Annotated in this window: 7 protein-coding genes; 4 read left to right on the top strand and 3 right to left on the bottom strand. The window is 36.6% G+C overall.

The annotated features are described in order from the left end of the window. Positions 1-91 precede the first annotated feature (91 nt). From ACI7T6_RS03635 to ACI7T6_RS03625, 3 genes are all read right to left on the bottom strand, one after another. Positions 92-349 carry a hypothetical protein gene (locus ACI7T6_RS03635; RefSeq protein ID WP_404665061.1) on the bottom strand — a complete coding sequence of 86 codons (258 nt, stop codon included), beginning with the start codon at positions 347-349 and terminating at the stop codon, positions 92-94. A gap of 89 nt (positions 350-438) precedes the next feature. Next, the gene (gene hemW / locus ACI7T6_RS03630; RefSeq protein ID WP_404665060.1) at positions 439-1,548 is read right to left on the bottom strand and encodes a radical SAM family heme chaperone HemW; all 1,110 of its coding nucleotides are present in this window, start codon (positions 1,546-1,548) and stop codon (positions 439-441) included. Then, a complete protein-coding gene (locus ACI7T6_RS03625) occupies positions 1,548-2,024 on the bottom strand; it encodes a hypothetical protein (protein WP_404665059.1) in 477 nt (158 codons plus the stop codon). Before ACI7T6_RS03625 ends, hemW begins: the two co-directional genes overlap by 1 nt. A gap of 449 nt (positions 2,025-2,473) precedes the next feature. Here ACI7T6_RS03625 and ACI7T6_RS03620 point away from each other — a divergent pair, with 449 nt between their 5' ends. From ACI7T6_RS03620 to ACI7T6_RS03600, 4 genes are all read left to right on the top strand, one after another. Then, positions 2,474-5,260, top strand: coding sequence for an insulinase family protein (locus tag ACI7T6_RS03620; RefSeq protein ID WP_404665058.1), 2,787 nt, complete (start codon positions 2,474-2,476; stop codon positions 5,258-5,260). A 303-nt stretch (positions 5,261-5,563) separates the two neighbouring features. After that, on the top strand, positions 5,564-9,064 hold the full coding sequence (locus ACI7T6_RS03615) for a tetratricopeptide repeat protein (RefSeq protein ID WP_404665057.1): 3,501 nt from the start codon (positions 5,564-5,566) through the stop codon (positions 9,062-9,064). Between the two features lie 4,213 nt (positions 9,065-13,277). Then, positions 13,278-15,917 carry a 2-oxoglutarate dehydrogenase E1 component gene (locus ACI7T6_RS03605; RefSeq protein WP_404665056.1) on the top strand — a complete coding sequence of 880 codons (2,640 nt, stop codon included), beginning with the start codon at positions 13,278-13,280 and terminating at the stop codon, positions 15,915-15,917. Continuing rightward, positions 15,914-17,023, top strand: coding sequence for a 2-oxo acid dehydrogenase subunit E2 (locus ACI7T6_RS03600; protein ID WP_404665055.1), 1,110 nt, complete (start codon positions 15,914-15,916; stop codon positions 17,021-17,023). The genes ACI7T6_RS03605 and ACI7T6_RS03600 overlap by 4 nt, the downstream gene beginning before the upstream one ends. Positions 17,024-17,064 lie beyond the last annotated feature (41 nt).

The following is a 17,064-nucleotide window of genomic DNA, read 5'->3' as shown; positions in this document are numbered from 1 at the left end:
GAATTTCTTCCAAAAAGAAGAGGAGCATAGCTATTTTCTTTACCAAAGGAAGAATACCCTGTGTTAAAAAAGGGAAGGTTGTAAGCCTTTTTTAAGGCGCATCAGTTGATTGATGAGAGCTTCCTTGACCCAGCACTGCAGATAAAATAGCAATCCCAATCCCTAAGCCAAATCCCCATGCCAGCATGGAAGAGTTAATGTTTGTATTTAAGGTGTCAGGGACATTAGACTCTGTCTTCCATAGATCATCTGTTTCTGTTTGCCAATCTTGCAAAGACCCTTCTGCTAAAGAGGGAGATGCTGTCATGAGCATTGTCCCTACAAGGAGAGAATATAAAGTTTTTTTCATCATATTTTCCTTATGACAAATCCCTATTTTTTTGTAAATAGGAAGATAAAATAGATTTTTTAAAGAAAATAGATAAGAGAAGTGACTGGCTAGGGAGAGTTTAAAATCACAATCTCTTCAGCGACAGAGTCGTAAAAAAGTTTACCTTCATCTGTAAGGCAAATGGTATCAGGCGATAGAGTGATCCACCCTTTTTTTTCTAACCGGGTTAAAAGATCACCTTGGATATGATACAGATGACGAGGAACTCCTCTAAAAAGCCTTAGGTGAATCGCAAATCTTTCGTGAAGGCTTGCTTGAGGAGTTAGTTTTTCTTCAAAATCTCTAGGGAGCTTTTTCTCTTTTAAAGAAGAGGTGTATTTTTTTAAATGGCACACATTTTGAAACCTCTTCCCTTCCCAATAACTAAAAGCCGAGGGGCCAAGCCCTAAAAAAGATCTTCCTGTCCAGTATCCCACATTGTGTAAAGACTCAAATGAAGGCTTTGCAAAAGCTGAAATCTCATACCGCTTAAGGCCCATTTTTTCTAAAGATGTTGTGGCTAAAGAGAGCATTTCTAAAGACACCTCTTCCGAGGGGAGAAGAGGAGAGAGCTCTTTTTGTTTTTTATAAAACACAGCTCCTGGCTCAAAGGTTAAGTTGTAAAGAGAGAGGTGAGTGATAGGAAGTGTAGAGACTTCTCTTAGTGTAGATTTCCATGAGCTAAGTGTCTGTCCTGGAAGATCAAACATGAGATCTACTGTAATATTATGAATACCTGCTTGATGGGTAAGTAAAACAGACTCGGTAGCTTTTTGGGCTGTATGAATTCTTCCTAAAGTTTTTAAAAGAGGATTATCTAACGACTGAATACCAATGCTAACCCGGTTAATTCCAGCTTCATAAAAGTCTTGCATCGCTTCTAAGGTAATATCATCAGGGTTTGCCTCTAACGTGATTTCTACAGGGTGAGACGGCTTAATCCAGCTTAAAATGGTTTGAATGGCAGCGCTGCCAATTAAAAAAGGAGTCCCTCCTCCAAAATAGATAGAAACGATTTTCTTATTTTCAATAAGAGGAGAAATGAGCTCCCATTCAGTTTTTAATCCTTCAAGGAGATCTGAATGAGAGCCTATATTGTTAGGAACTACAAAAAAATGGCAATAAGGGCATTTTTTTGTACAAAAAGGGATGTGAAAGTAAAGAGAGATCTCCTCCATTACCAGCTATCTGCATCAGGATCTTCGAGAATTCCTCGTTTCCATCTGTTACGATCGCTGAAAGGATCTTCATCATCTTCATCTTCGTCTTGATCATCTTCATCACCTTGAGATCCAGACTCAGAACCCCCATCTGTTTCATCACTCATGGTTGTTTCAAATTCATATGACTCATTTTCAACATCTAAGCCGAACTCTGTGAGCCCCTCTTCTGGTGTTTCAATATCAGGCATGCTGGCTGCATCAGAGAAAGGTTGTCTGGCGTGGTTCGACCGTTTAGGGGGAACATACTCTTCAAGAGCGCCGCTTTCTTTGAGGAAACGGAGTCTATCTTTCTCTTCTTGAATTTTTTGTTTTAGAACAAGAATTTCACCTTGGTGTTTTTCGACATCTTTTTTAGGCACTAGTCCTAATTTCAACCATTGTTCTAGGTCAGTTAACTCGGCTTCAAGTTTTCTTAATCGTTCGCTTTTCATGGAAAACATCCTATCTTTCAGCTTATTTTAAAGCTCTTTTGTATCTTTAAAATATAAGACATATTTTAATCAAGGTGTCCAAAATTATTCAGCAGAATCTAATTATTCACAAGAAGAATATTTGTATTTCTGATGAATTTTTAAAGTATTGAGTTTTTTTTAAACATAGTGTTTTTATAACGATTATATTTAATCGTTGTAATGAGTTGTTATTCTATGTGGATTCTACAATGCTAAAAAAAATAATGATTGACGCATGAAAATGAAAGATGAGAAAATATGTACATTTTTGGGGACAATGGAATCTCGCAAATATTTTTTATTCAAATAAAAGACGCTCGTTTTGGATTTTTTACATTTTTTGAATTGAATAAATTTTGTTGAATTAAGATTGATTATATTTTAAAATTGTAGAGAGTTTTTAATAACAGTTTGTAATGGTGTTAATAATGAAATTGTTTTTTCGTTTTTTATGTGTGTTTTTTTGTTTCAATAACGCATTATTTTCTTCCTATACAATCATCAATAATGAGCAAAAATTAGACGCGCTTTCCCCTTCTTTTTCCCATGCAACAGCTATTCAAATTAAGCTTCCGAATCAACTTCAAGCTCTTTTAATCTCATCACCTCAAGCTTCTCAATCTCATGTTGTGATAAATGTTGCGGTAGGAAACTATCAAGATCCAAAAAATTATCCTGGAATGGCTCACTTGATAGAGCATTTAATTATCCAAAAAAATGGCCCTCAAGGCTCCTCACAGAGTTTTGTGAAATGGTTAGCAGAAAAGGGGGGGACCTACGGGGCTTATACAGACACTAACTGTACAAGCTATGAATTTTCTCTTCTTGATCAAGATTTAATAGAAGGGATAGATAAAATTGCTTCTCTTTTTAAAGAACCGCATTTTTTTCAAGAAAATATCCAAAAAGAAGTGACTGTTATTGAGCAAGAGTATCAGTTAAGAAAAAATGCACAAAAGACGTTTTACTGTATTCAACAGGCTGTCAACCCCTTACACCCTTTTTCTCAGTTTAAAGTAGGTAATTACGAAACTTTATCATCCATTCATGCAACAGATCTTCACTCTTGGTACCAGGATAATTATGACCCCAGCCAAATGCATCTTGTGATTATTTCTCCGCAACCCTTAGAAACACTCATGACTTTGACTGAAACCCATTTTTCGCAGCTAATGCATCATAAGATCCCTTCTAAACTACCACTCCCGCCTCTTTTCTCTTCCAAAAATGAAAAAAAGCTTCTTCGCATTGAGTCAATGGAAAATAGGCACCGATTAAGTATGCTTTGGGCAATTCCAACATCTCTGATGGATCAAAACTCTAGCTCAGTTGCATTGCTTAAAATGATCCTGATCAAGCCAGAACAGGATAGTTTTCTTGATTTATTAAGAGGAGAAGATCTTGCAACATCTTTCAATATTAAAAGCCAGTGGCATGATCAATCATCAGCGATGATTGAATTTGAATATGTGTTAACAGAGGAAGGATTGACTCATCCATATGAAATTATTGAGAGAACATTTCAATATCTTCAATCGCTAAAAAATACTGAAATTCCTTCCTGTATTTGGGAAGATTTTAATAAAAAAAATCTTATTGATAGATACTATCAATACTCCAAGGATGAACGTGCAGTAGCTTCTCAGCTAGCTCAAGATATGGCATTAGGCAAGAATTTTCATCTTAACTCATTGACTAATGAGTGCAAAACAATAAAATCCCTTCTAGAGCATTTAAGTCCTACAAAATGTTTGTATGTATTAACCGTCCCACCCGCTACTTTTTCAGAAGAAAATACATTAATTGAAAAATGGACTAATACACCCTATACACTCCATTCAATAGATGCTTCTCAGTTAGCAAAGTGGGCAGAATTGCCCCATTGTCAAATATTTTTTACACCTAATCCCTATTTTCCTCAAACATTAAGCAGTTCTCATCAAATGGAAATTCCTGAACAGCAGCCGAAAAAAATAATAGATAATCCAATGGGAAGGGTGTATTTTCTTCAAGATCAAAATTATCAGCTTCCTCAAACTGCTGTCTATTTGAATATTCAAGCACCTATGATAGATAACACAACATCCTCAAAAGTTTTACTCGATCTTCATATGGGTAAAACTTATGGAAAAATGGGGGAAGAGTTAGATTTAATGAATGCTGCTGGAATTCAATTTGAGGTAATGCCCCGGGATTTGGATTATGTTGTTACTCTCTCAGGATGGAGTGAGAATTTTCCAGCTTGTTTTGAAAAAATGATGAGATCTTTTTTCAATCCCTTGGTATCTCGAGAAGAGTTTATTTTCTATAAAAAACATATTCTTAAAAAATATCAAAATATGAGCAGAAGAAAAATTCTAGATAATGTTGGTAGCATCGTTAAAGAAGATATATTAAAAATAACTTCTCCTCTTGCACATCAAATAGAGTTTCTTGAGTCGCTTTCTTATGAAGATTATCTTTTAAAAGCTAAGTCTCTATTTCTTTCTACTTACACAGAGGCAACAATTGCTGGAGACCTTTCAGAGAAAGAAGCCATACATTTGATTGAAATATATTCTAATTTTATTCCTCCATCGCCTTTTACCGATCGATTAGAAAATCAAAAGCCGCTATTAAAAATAGAAAATTCCTTGGAAGGAGGAATAAAAAATATTTTTAGGCCTTCTGTTTATCAACAACCTCAGGCAGCTTTTTTACTCCTTAATCCAGAAGGTTCCACAGATTTAACCTACGCTGTTCAACAGATTCTTAGACCTGTAATGAAGGCGTACTTTTTTCATTTCATGCGAACGAATGAGAAGGTAAGTTATGCAAGCGATTGTGACAGTTGGAAGATAAAAGGGAAAAATTTTTACATTTTTGTAGCGCAATCTACCGCTTATACACCTCAAGAAATGGTCATTAATATAGAGCATTTTTTAGAAGATTTTATTCACGATTTAACCCTTAAAATTCCTTATGAACGTTTTCTGGATCTTAAGAAAATTGCAATAAACCGGGTTAAACCTATTTATCCAAGAACACTTCCTCAGAAAGTGGTCTCTCTACATGCTCATTTAATCAAGGGACATTTAAATTGTGAATGCGATAAAAAATACTTGCAAGCTATTGAGAACATTTCTTATGACGAATTTATTGAGCATGCAAGAAAAATCTTAAGCTGTAAAAATCGGCAAAAAGCTGCCCTTCTTTCTATCCCTATTTCTAAATAGGAACTCATTTCTTTGCTTTAGAGGTTAATAGAAAATTCATGTGCCTTAAGTTTTGAAAAAAACAATATATTTTTTTGAGAAGTATTTAGTGTATTGAATCTTTAAATGAGAAAGAGGCTCTATTCTCATGATTAAAAAAGTGCAAAATAGAGAGTGATTTTCTTGAATATGTGATTTAAGATCAGATTGAAATATCTAAAAATTGAGATTGCAACAGCTCAATTGGAATCATTTATTAAAAATATTGAGAAATATTCTCTTGTATTTCATAGTTGAATTTTATTAAAACTCTGGGAGTTGCACATGAGTATTAATACAAAAAATTTCACTCAAGAAAGCTTAGCAGAAGCGTCTTTGCCTCAATCAAGTTTACCCAGTTACAAAGAAAAGCTTTCTTCTTTTTTGACAAATGTTCCTCAGGCTCTTATAGAAACTTCAGCTATCTTAAAAGAGAAGTTTAAGAAAAGCGTAAACTCTACAGGAAATATTAACCTCCTTGATCAAGGTTATTCACAGCAAAAAAACTCAATAGCTACAGGGCAGCACTCTCATTTTGAACAGAGTCAAACCTTAATTCCTTCTTTCCAAGCCATCTTATTAACTCTTGATGAGGATGATAGATTGTCTTTGTTAAGTAAAGATCTGATCAGATCAGTATCTGTTTTAGGAAGAGGCTCTATTACTGAAGAGCTACTGAAACAATTTTTTCAAAGTTTATATCCTTGTCATTCTTTAAGGGATTTTAGAGATGCTTTAGAACCGCTCATTAAACTTCATGTTATACAGCGCTTAAGCTCTTCTTCTTTAGACTTACTATGTTATGAAATCGATTATCAGCTTCAAGATGCTCTTGATCAAAAATTCTGTGATGAGCGGCAAAAAGAGATTCGTACTCATATGTGGGAGATGACTAAATTCCAATTAGATGAGCTCATCAAAGATCAAGGGCGTCATGAAAAAGGGTTTCATCTCTATCTAGATCACGCTATATCTTTCTTAAGAAAAGAGTCTTTTAAACTTTTATTAAAAGGTCCTCAAAGGGATGATATTCTTCTTCTTTTGGATCAATTATTTGAAAAGGAGGGATTTTATGAGAGAGCTTTACCTTCACCCACTCAGTATCCATCTCATGCATTAACAAGTAAAAGTTCTTATGCGCATGTTCAACAAGTTTTAACCGATCTACGTAACGCTTACTCTTCTTTAGGAGAGCACTCTAAAGTGATTAAATGTTATGAAAAAGAGTTAGAGATCGCTAATGTCCTTAAAGACCGTGAGCTAGAAATGAAAGGGTATGGCAATTTAGGAAATGCCTATTATTCTTTAGGAAAATGTGATCAAGCTATCCACTATTACAATCAGCAGTTAGTTCTTGCTTTAGAGATCAAAAATCAGCCTGGAGTAGGGAGAGCGTATGCAAATTTGGGAAATACAGCTTATATCTTAGGTAAGTATCATCAAGCTATCATGTATCACGAAAAAGATTTAAATCTTTCTCTAGAGATTAAAGATCAAGTTGGAGAAGGAAGAGCCTATAATAATTTAGGAAATGCTTATAAAGTTTTAGGAAAAATTTATGAAGCAACTGTGTATTATGAGAAAAGTTTAGACATTGCACTTAGACTTAAAGACCTGGTTTCAGAGGGGAGATGTTATTTCAATATAGGAACTTCCTATTATGAATTAGGAAAATTTGATCAAGCGATACAGTATATTAAAAAATCTTTGCTCATTGATCTTAATCTTAAAAACCGCACCGGGGAATCTAAGGCTTATGCGCACTTGGGAATGATATATCGCTATTTAGGAGAATACCATCAAGCGATTAAGTACCATGAGAAAGAGTTAATGATTGCTCTAGAGCTTAGAAACCAGACAGTAATTGGAAATGCTTATAACGGATTAGGCATTACTTATGAGGAATTAGGAGAACCCCGTAAAGCGATTGAGTATTACGGTAAATATTTAACTATTGCCCAAGAGCTTAGAAATCGAAGCCGAGAGGGAACTGCTTATGGGAGTTTAGGTAATGCCCATAGTAGCTTAGGAAAATATCATCAAGCAATTGAATACTATGAGAAACAATTCATCATTGTTAAAGAGCAAGGAGATCAAATAGGAGAGGGGAGAGTTTCTTGCAATTTGGGAAATGCCTATGCCTCATTAGGAAACAGTTCTGAAGCAATTAAATATTATGAAAATGATTTAGCAATTGCTTTAAAAATTGGAAGCCAAACTGCAGAAGGAAGAGCGTATGGGAATTTAGGACGTTATTATTTTAGTTTAAATGACTTTCCTCGTGCAATGAAGTGGTATGAAAAACAGCTAAAAATTTCTTCAGATATTAAAGATCATGTAGGGAAAGAGAGAGCTTATAATAATTTAGGAAATATTCATTATACCTTAAAAAATTACCCTCAGGCAGAAATGTATTTTCGCCAAAGCATTGAAATTGCCGCCACTCTTCAACGTAATGCTAAAGAGGCTCAATCGCAAGTCACAATTTTTGAGCAATTATCCACAACTTATAGCAGCCTCGAAAAGGTGTTATTATTACAGGGTAAAGATAAGGAGGCATTAGAAGTTGCTGATATGAGACGGGCCAGAGTTCTCTCCTTTCTTCTCTCTCAAAAACTCTTGCTAGAAAAAAATCAAGAACCTGTTATTCAAGCCCTTTCATTTCAAAACATGCAAGAGTTAGCAAAAAAGCTGCATACAACTTTTATCATCTATTCCATTATGCCTTTAGGCGAGGAAAAGATATACCTCTATGCCTATATTGCTTCTTCAAGAGGAGATTCTATCCAATCAATCTCCATCCCTATTCCAGATGGTGCTTTTTCGCAATTGGATCAAATTTTCCAAACATTTCCCTATCAAGATGAAGGTAAACGCCCCGTAAGAGGGAAAAAGAACCCCAACGAACTTTTTAAGGAAAAACTCATCAATTGGTATGACATTTTCATTCATCCTATAGAACCATATCTCCCTTCGCAAGATGATCAAGAGACTCTCACCTTTATTCCAGATGGTTTTTTAGCGCATCTTCCTTTTGGGGCGTTTTATCACACGCAAGAAAAGCAATATCTCATTGAAAAATACCCGGTCTCCATAGCGCCCTCTATTCAAGTGCTTTCTCTTTTAGATCAGCTACCTAAAGAGTTTTCAGATCAAGCTCTTTTAATAGGTAATCCCACAACTCCCGTAGAAAAAGATAATAATCTACTCCATTCTGAGTTAGAGCTACGCCATGCTATAGCCCCATTGATGAATATTCCCAATGATCAAGTTTTGACTCAGAAAGGTGCGACAGTAGAAAATGTCCTTAAATATGCTTCCTTGGCAAAGTGGATTCATTTTGCCTGTCATGGAATAGCAGGGCAAAAGCCACTAGATGATCCTCACTCTGTATTTGAAGGGTTTTTTCAACTAGCCGCAGATATTCAGCATGCCTCAGGGCATCTTCACGCAAAAGAGGTGAATCAATTTGTGCTTAAAGCCGATCTTGTCTTTATGAGTGCATGCCATTTAGGAAGAGGTAATCTTCAAAAAGAAGGAAGTATCGGTCCCATTTGGTCTTTTCTAGGAGCTGGGGCTAGATCTACCATTGCAAGTTATTGGCCACTTCCTGAGGGAGATATAACAGTCAAAATGGTGAAGACTTTTTATGAACATTACCTAGGAAAAGAGACTTTAAAGCTAAATAAAGCACAGGCATTACGGCAGGCAGTTCTTATGGCGATAAAAATAGAGCGAGATAAACCTCGTCAATGGGGAGCCTTTTTCTTATCAGGCTTGATTTAAGGATGTACATGCATAACATGTTTGAAGATTAGGTTAAGATGTTCCAAAATGAAGCTTTAGGTTAATCCTGTTTAGATCGGGTTTAAGATTTTCTATTTTTGATTCAAAAAATAAAATGTTGTCTTGGGTTTTATGTTTTTAATTTTATGCATGATTGAGGAGTTTACAGATGGATATTAATACAAATATTTTGACTAAAGAAAAAGTAGCAGACGCTCTTCACTCTTCCTCAAATACCCTAGATTATAAAACTAGGCTGTATTCCTTTTTTACGCATATTCCTCAGTTTCTTATAGAAATGGCAGTTACCTTACAAGAAAAGATTAAGAAAAGTATAAGCTTTAAAGAAAATATTACCTCAGTTAATCAAGATAGTCACGGCCATGTATTACAAAAAAGCTCATCTTTTCTGACTGAAAGACAATATCTTCATCTTGAACCGAGCAACATATTAACCCCTTTACATCAAGCAATCTTATTAGGCCTTGATGAAGATGATACATTTTCTCCATTAAGTAAAGATCTCATGAAGAGAATCTCTCTCTTGGGAAGAAGCTCTATTCCTGAAGAATTATTAAAGCTCTTTTTTGAGGATTTATATCCTTGTCGTTCTCTAACAGATTTTAGAGATGCTTTAGAACAACTAATTGAACATGGGGTTATAAAATATTTAAGCTCTTCTCTTTCAAATCTGATATGTTATGAAATAGATTATCAGTTGCAAGAAGCTCTTTATAAGAAATTTGCCGATGGGCAGCAAAAAGAAATTTGTGCTCAGGTGTGGGATAAGACTAAATTTCAATTAGAGGAGCTCATAAAAGATCAAGGACGTCATGAAAAAGGGTTTCATCTTTATCTAGACCACGCTGTATCTTTCTTAAGAAAAGAGCCTTTTAAACTCCTATTAAAAGGTCCTCAAAGAGATGACATTCTTCTCCTTTTGGATCAATTATTTGAAGAAGAGGGATTTTATGAAACGGCTATACCTTTACTAATCCAGCAAGATCACTCCCATGCATTAACCAGTGAAAGCCCGTATGCTCATGTTCAAAAAGTCTTAACTGATATACGTAATACTTACTCTTTCTTAGGAGAGCACTCTAAAGTGATTAAATGTTATGAAAAAGAGTTAGAGATCGCTAAAGTCCTTAAAGACCGTGAGCTAGAAATGAAAGGGCATGGCAATTTAGGAAATACCTACACCCTTTTAAGAAGGTATGATCAAGCTATCAACTATTACAATCAACAGTTAACTATTGCCTTAGAGATCAAAAATCAGCCTGGAATAGGGAGAGCTTATGCGAACTTGGGAAATACAGAGTATAATCTAAGGAACTATCATCAAGCCATCATGTATCACGAGAAAGATTTGAAAATTTCTATAGAGGCTAGGGATCGTTTAGGAGAAGAAAGGGCTTATAACAATTTGGGAAACGCCTATGTAGCTTTAAGAAAGTGCGATCAAGGAATTGATTATTATGAGAAGAGTTTAGAGATTGCACTAGAGCTTAACGACCAAATAGGAGAAGGGAGAGCTTATAACAATTTAGGAAATGCCTACTGCACTTTAAATAGTTATCATAAGGAAATTGAGTATCATAAGAAAAATTTAAAAATTATTTTAGAGCTTGAAGATCGATTGGGAGAGGGTAGAGCTTACGCTAATTTAGGAAATGCTTATGGTAATTTAGGAAATTGCCATCAAAAAATTTATTATCAAGAAAATAGTTTAAAAATTGCCTTGGAGCTTAAAGATCAACTGGGAGAGGCGGATGCGTATTGTAATTTAGGAGGCGCATATGGTGATTTAGGCGAGAGTCATAAAGCAATTGAGTATCATGAGAAGTATTTAGTCATTGCCAGAGAGCTTAGAGACAAGGAAAAAGAAGGAAGGGCTTATGCCAAATTAGGAATGACTTATCGTTATTTAGGGGAATTTCATAAAGCGATTGAGTACCATGAGAAGCATTTAGCGATTGTTCAAGAGTTAAAAAATTATCATGATATAGGAAGGGGTTATAATAGTTTGGGAATTGCTTATGATGAGCTGGGAGAGTCTCGTAAAGCGATTGAATATTATGAGAAAGATTTAATCATTTCTCGAGAAATTGGAGATCAAGAAGGAGAGGGAAAGACCTATGGTAATTTAGGAAATGCATATCATAGATTAGGTGAGTATCACAAAGGAATTAAATATAACGAGATGCATTTAGCTATTACTCTAAAGCTTAAGGACCGTTTAGGAGAAGGAAGAGCATCTTGTAATCTTGGAAACAACTATTACGCTATAGGAGAGTTTTCTAAAGCAATTGAATATTATGATAATGATTTAAAAATTGCTTTAGAATGTAGAAATCAGGCAGCAGAAGGAAGAGCCTATGGCAATTTAGGAAATTCTTATTGTGCATTAGGTGATCATCATAAAGCAGTTAATTATCATAAGGAGAAATTAAAAATTTCTCTAATCCTTAAAGATCGAATAGGGGAAGGGATTGTTTATAATAATTTAGGAAGTGCCTACAGTGCTTTAGGTAAGTATGATCAAGCAGAAGAATATTTTCGTAAAGGAATTAATATTACAGACTCTCTTCAACATGATGCAAAAGAGGCCCAATGGCAAGTGACACTATTTGAGCATTGGTCCAGGTCTTATGTAAATCTAGAAAAGGTACTATCGTTAAAAAATAAAAATTATGAATCTTTAGAGATCTCTGATAGGAGGCGGTCACGTGCGCTCTCTTCCCTTCTATCTCAAAAACTCTTCTCAGAAAAGAAACAAGAAACTGCTATTCAAGCTCTTTCATTTCAAAAAATGCAAGAGATAGCCAAAAAACTTCATACAACTTTTATCGTCTATTCTGTTATACCTCTAGGAGAGGAAAAGATGGATATCCATGCTTGGATGATTTCTGCTAGGGAGACATCTCTTCAATCTATTCCTATCGTTATTCCAGATGGTGCTTTTTCGCAATTAGATCAAATTTTCAAAACATTTCCCTATCAAGATGAAGGTAAACGCCCGGTAAGAGGGAAAAAGAACCCTAATGAACTGTTTAAAGAAAAACTCATCAATTGGTATGACATTTTAATTCACCCTCTAGAGCCTTATCTCCCTTCTCAAGATGGTGAAGAGACACTCACCTTTATTCCGGATGGGTTTTTAGCGCATCTGCCTTTTGGAGCGTTTTATCATGCAAAAGAGGACAAATACCTTATTGAAAAATATCCAGTTTCTATAGCACCGTCTATTCAAGTGCTTTCTCTTTTAGATCAGCTACCTAAAGAGTTTTCTGATCAAGCGCTTTTAGTTGGTAATCCTCTAACCCCTAAAAAAGAAGAAGATAATTTAAGCTATGCAGAAAGTGAAATACGGCAAACTCTTGCTCCGTTGATGGAACCCTTTTCTCAGCAGATCTTTACGCAAGAGACGGCAACAGTGGATAATATCTTTAAATATGCGCCTCTTGCTAAGTGGATTCATATTGCGTGTCATGGGCTCTCTAATCAAAAGCCTCCCGGTGATCCTCATTCTGTATTTGAAGGGTTCTTTAAGCTAGCTCCTGATGAGAAGCATCCATCAGGAGAGCTTCATGCTAAAGAGGTAAATTCTCTCGTATTAAGAGCAGATCTTGTCTTTATGAGCGCTTGCCACTTAGGAAGAGGCAATCTGCAAAAAGAGGGGAGTATTGGCCCCATTTGGTCTTTTCTAGGAGCTGGGGCTCTCTCTACAATTGCTAGTTACTGGCCGCTTCCTGAAGGAAAAATAACTGTTCAGATGGTAGATGCGTTTTATAGGCATTACTTAGGAATAGGAACTGTTAAGCTAAATAAAGCTAAAGCCCTTCAGCAGGCAGTTCTCATGGCAATGAAAATAGAACGGAATAAACCACGCCAATGGGGAGCCTTTTTCTTATCAGGACTTATTACATAACGGTTTATTCTAAGAGTTAAGCAGCCATGAGCTTATCAAAAATATGATGAGAGTATCTTATAACTTGGAAAAAAACAGCAATTTAAAAAATTTATTCTTCATTTATCTACTTAGTGATTTAGGCAAATCTTAAGGAATACAAGTCCTTCCCCTTTTTATTGAATCATGAGAAATCGCATGGATCACTTCTTCTTTTTAGACCCCTGCCATCAAAAAATATCTATTTAAAATATTAATTTATGATAAGAGGAGATAAGAAGCTTCTAGATCAGGGAGAGTGACTTGGAAGAGATACCTTTAACAAATCTACCTTATATCGAAGACATTTATGAACATTACTTGCAAGATCGAAGCTCATTAGATCCCTCTTGGATTCAGTTCTTCCAAAAGCAAGAAGAGAGTGAGACTTCATCTTCTCATCAAAAGGGCGTCTCTAAAGAGCTTTTACCCCTTAGTTACGATAAACGGATTGATCTTCTTAAGATGGCGTATCAAAACTATGGGTACTTAAAAAAGTCTGTGCATTCTTTAAGAGATCACTCTTCATTAATTCTATCTAAACTCTCTTATGCTACCTATGGCTTTTCTTCAGAGGAACTAGATCAACTCTTTCTTGTGAATGAGACACTAGGTATGGGGTTAACAGCTTCTTTAAAAGAGATCATCCAGCAATTAGAAACCCTTTACTGCAGCTCTATAGGGGTAGAGCTTGAGATGATTCAAGATGAGGCTTTACGGCAATTTATTCATCAAGAGCTTTGCCAAAGGGTCGTGAGTTCATACTCTTCTCTTCAAAAGCAAAAGATTTGGAAAGAGCTTTATCAAGGGGAGGCGTTTGAGAGTTTTTTACATAAAAAATTTACAGGTCAAAAACGGTTTTCTTTAGAGGGAGCAGAGACGCTTATTCCGATGCTGAAGGGCTCTTTTGAAACCATGCACGCTTTAGGGATTAAGGAAGTAGAAATCGGCATGGCCCATAGGGGAAGGCTCACTGTGTTAGCAGAGGTGCTTCAAAAACCTTATGTCCACATCTTTAAAGAATTTTTAGATCCTCTCTCTTTAGGCAAAGAGCAAAGATCTGGAGATGTGAAGTATCATTTGGGGTGGAAGACAGTTCAAGATCACGGAATACAGCTTCTTTTGAGTCCAAATCCTAGTCACTTAGAAGCTGTTATTCCTGTTATTGAGGGGAAAGTAAGAGCTAAACAAGAGAGGGGAGATACTGCTTCAATCCTTCCCCTTTTAATCCACGGGGACGCCTCATTATCCGGGCAAGGTGTTGTGTATGAAACGTTACAGCTGAGTCAATTAGAAGGGTATCAAACAGGTGGCTCGCTGCATATCGTGATCAATAACCATATCGGATTTACCACATCCCCTCAAGAGGGAAGATCAACAAATTTATGTACAGATATTGCCTCTACTTTTAGAGTCCCGATTTTTCATGTGAATGGAGATGACCCAGAATCTTGTCTAGATGTGATCAAACTTGCGCTAAAAATACGGCAGCAGTTTCATATGGATGTATTTATAGATCTTAATTGCGACCGGAAATATGGACATAACGAAAGTGATGAGCCTAAGTTTACACAGCCCCTTATTTATCAAGCTTTACAGCAAAAAAAAGGGATCAGTACGCTCTACCTTGAATTACAGAAAGAGGTTCTAATAGAGCCTACGTGGATAGAAGAGGTGAAAGAGCAGTTTACGCAGAAGCTAGAAAAAAGTTTGCAAAACGCTTTAGAGTATGAAGCTTTGCAAGAAGAGTCTTCTCCTATACAAAGCAGGGTAGCACCTATTGATGGCTCCTTTTTTCAAAGAGCCATTAATCACCTCACCTCTATCCCAAAAGGGTTTTCTTTACATCCTAAACTGCAAAAACGGCAGGAAGAAAAAAAAGAAGTCCTGCAAAACATAACTCAAAAAAATGTAGACTTTGCTTTAGCAGAAGAGCTTGCCTATGCAGAGCTTCTTTCAAGAGGGATTTCTATTCGTTTGTCCGGGCAAGACTCTTGTAGAGGCACCTTTTCTCACCGGCATGCAGTTTGGACCAATCAAAAGACAGAAGAGCGTTATACCCCTCTTAAAGGGCTAGAGAATCACTCTTCTTTTACAGTGTATAACTCTCCCTTATCAGAATATGCAGTGCTGGGGTTTGAGTTAGGGTACTCTCTTAACTCTTCTAACTCTTTAGTGATTTGGGAGGCGCAGTTTGGAGATTTTGTGAATACTGCGCAGGTCATCATTGATCAGTTTCTCTCTAGCATGGAAGAGAAGTGGAATCTAAAAAGCTCTCTCACGCTTTTTTTACCGCACGGCTATGAGGGGCAAGGAGCTGAGCACTCTTCTGCAAAACTGGAAAGGTTTCTTCAGCTCTCTTGTGATGATAATTGGCTGGTTGCGCAAGTAACAACTCCCTCACAGCTCTTTCATATCTTAAGAGATCAAGGAATAAATCCTAGTAAAAAGCCGCTGATTTTGATGACGCCTAAAAGTCTTTTAAGGCATTTAGAGTGTAGATCGAGTTTAGAGGAGCTTCATGAGAGCTCCTTTCAAAAGATTTTAATCTCTCCTGCAACATCTCCTTTGAAGATGATCTTTTGTACCGGGAAAATCTATTACGATTTGATCCAGCAAAAAAAAGAGACTGTTGTCATCATCCGGCTTGAGCAGCTCTACCCCTTTCCTCAAGAAGAGATTGAAGAGGTGATCAAGCACTACTGTACTGTGATAACTTGGGTGTGGGCGCAAGAGGAGCCGCAAAATATGGGAGCATGGAGCTACATTAAACCTCTCATTGAAAAGAGGTTGCTGTGTCCTTTGATGTATGCAGGAAGAGCGTCCAGTAGCTCTTCTGCTACAGGATCGCACTCTATACATAGCGAGCAACAAGCGAATTTGATTAAGGAGGCCCTTCGGTGAAAATTGATATTTTAATCCCTGCCATGGGGGAGTCCATTTCAGATGTAACCATCAGTAGAATATTAAAGCCCTCTAAATCTTTTGTAACAAAAGAAGAGGAAATCTTAGAGATTGAGACAGATAAAGTGAACCAGGTGATCTATGCACAAGACACAGGGGTATTAGAGCTTTTAGTGAGTGAAGGGGACAGTGTCACAGTTCATCAACAGATTGGATCCATTGATTTAAGTGCAAAAACTTCTAATGAGCTAGCACCTCTTCAAGAACCTCTATCCTCATCTTCTATTGTAGAATCAAAGGGGGTGCAAGAGAGCTCTTTCATTTCACCTAGTGTGCAAGATATCCAAGCTCCTCAAGAGGAAAAATCTCTCACTTTAAGTCTTTCTTTAGAAGAGCCCTCTCAAAAAAATTCCTCCTCTTCTAAACGGAAGAAGATGAGTACTTTAAGAAAAACAGTCGCTAGAAAACTTGTGGAAGCGAAAAATGTGACCGCCATGCTCACCACATTTAATGAAGTGGATATGAGTGAGGTGTTAGCCATTAGAGGAAAAGAAAAGGGGCATTTTCAAGAGCATTACGGAGTTAAGCTTGGTCTCATGTCCTTTTTCATCAAAGCTGCAGCGCTTGCTCTTCAAAAATTTCCAGAAGTCAACGCCTACATTGACGGGGATGATACCGTGTATCATGATCGCTACGATATCTCTGTGGCTGTATCTACAGATAAAGGGCTGATGACCCCTGTGATTAGAGGATGTCTTAAAAGTTCCTTTAAAGAGATTGAAGAGAAGGTGGAGCTATTTGCAAAGAGGGCAAGAGAGGGACTCGTGACACTTGCAGATTTACAAGGAGGATGCTTTACGATTACAAATGGAGGCGTTTTTGGATCGTTATTTTCTACTCCCATTCTTAATTTTCCTCAGTGCGCTATTTTAGGGATGCACACCATCATTCCAAGAGCTGTGGTAAGAGATGATCAAATTGTGATTCGTCCTATCATGTACCTTGCGCTCTCTTACGATCATAGGCAAATTGATGGGAAAGAGGCGGTTGAGTTTTTAGCCTATATTAAAGAGCTCATTGAAAATCCTTTGCATCTTCTTTTTTAAGGGCAAAAAAAATCCCTTCTTAAATGTTTAAGAAGGGATGA

Source organism: Rhabdochlamydiaceae symbiont of Dictyostelium giganteum (assembly GCF_964291045.1).
Taxonomy (GTDB): domain Bacteria; phylum Chlamydiota; class Chlamydiia; order Chlamydiales; family Rhabdochlamydiaceae; genus PALSA-1444.
The sequence above is the reverse complement of the archived record's forward strand: the minus strand, read 5'-3'. Positions and strand labels throughout refer to the sequence as shown.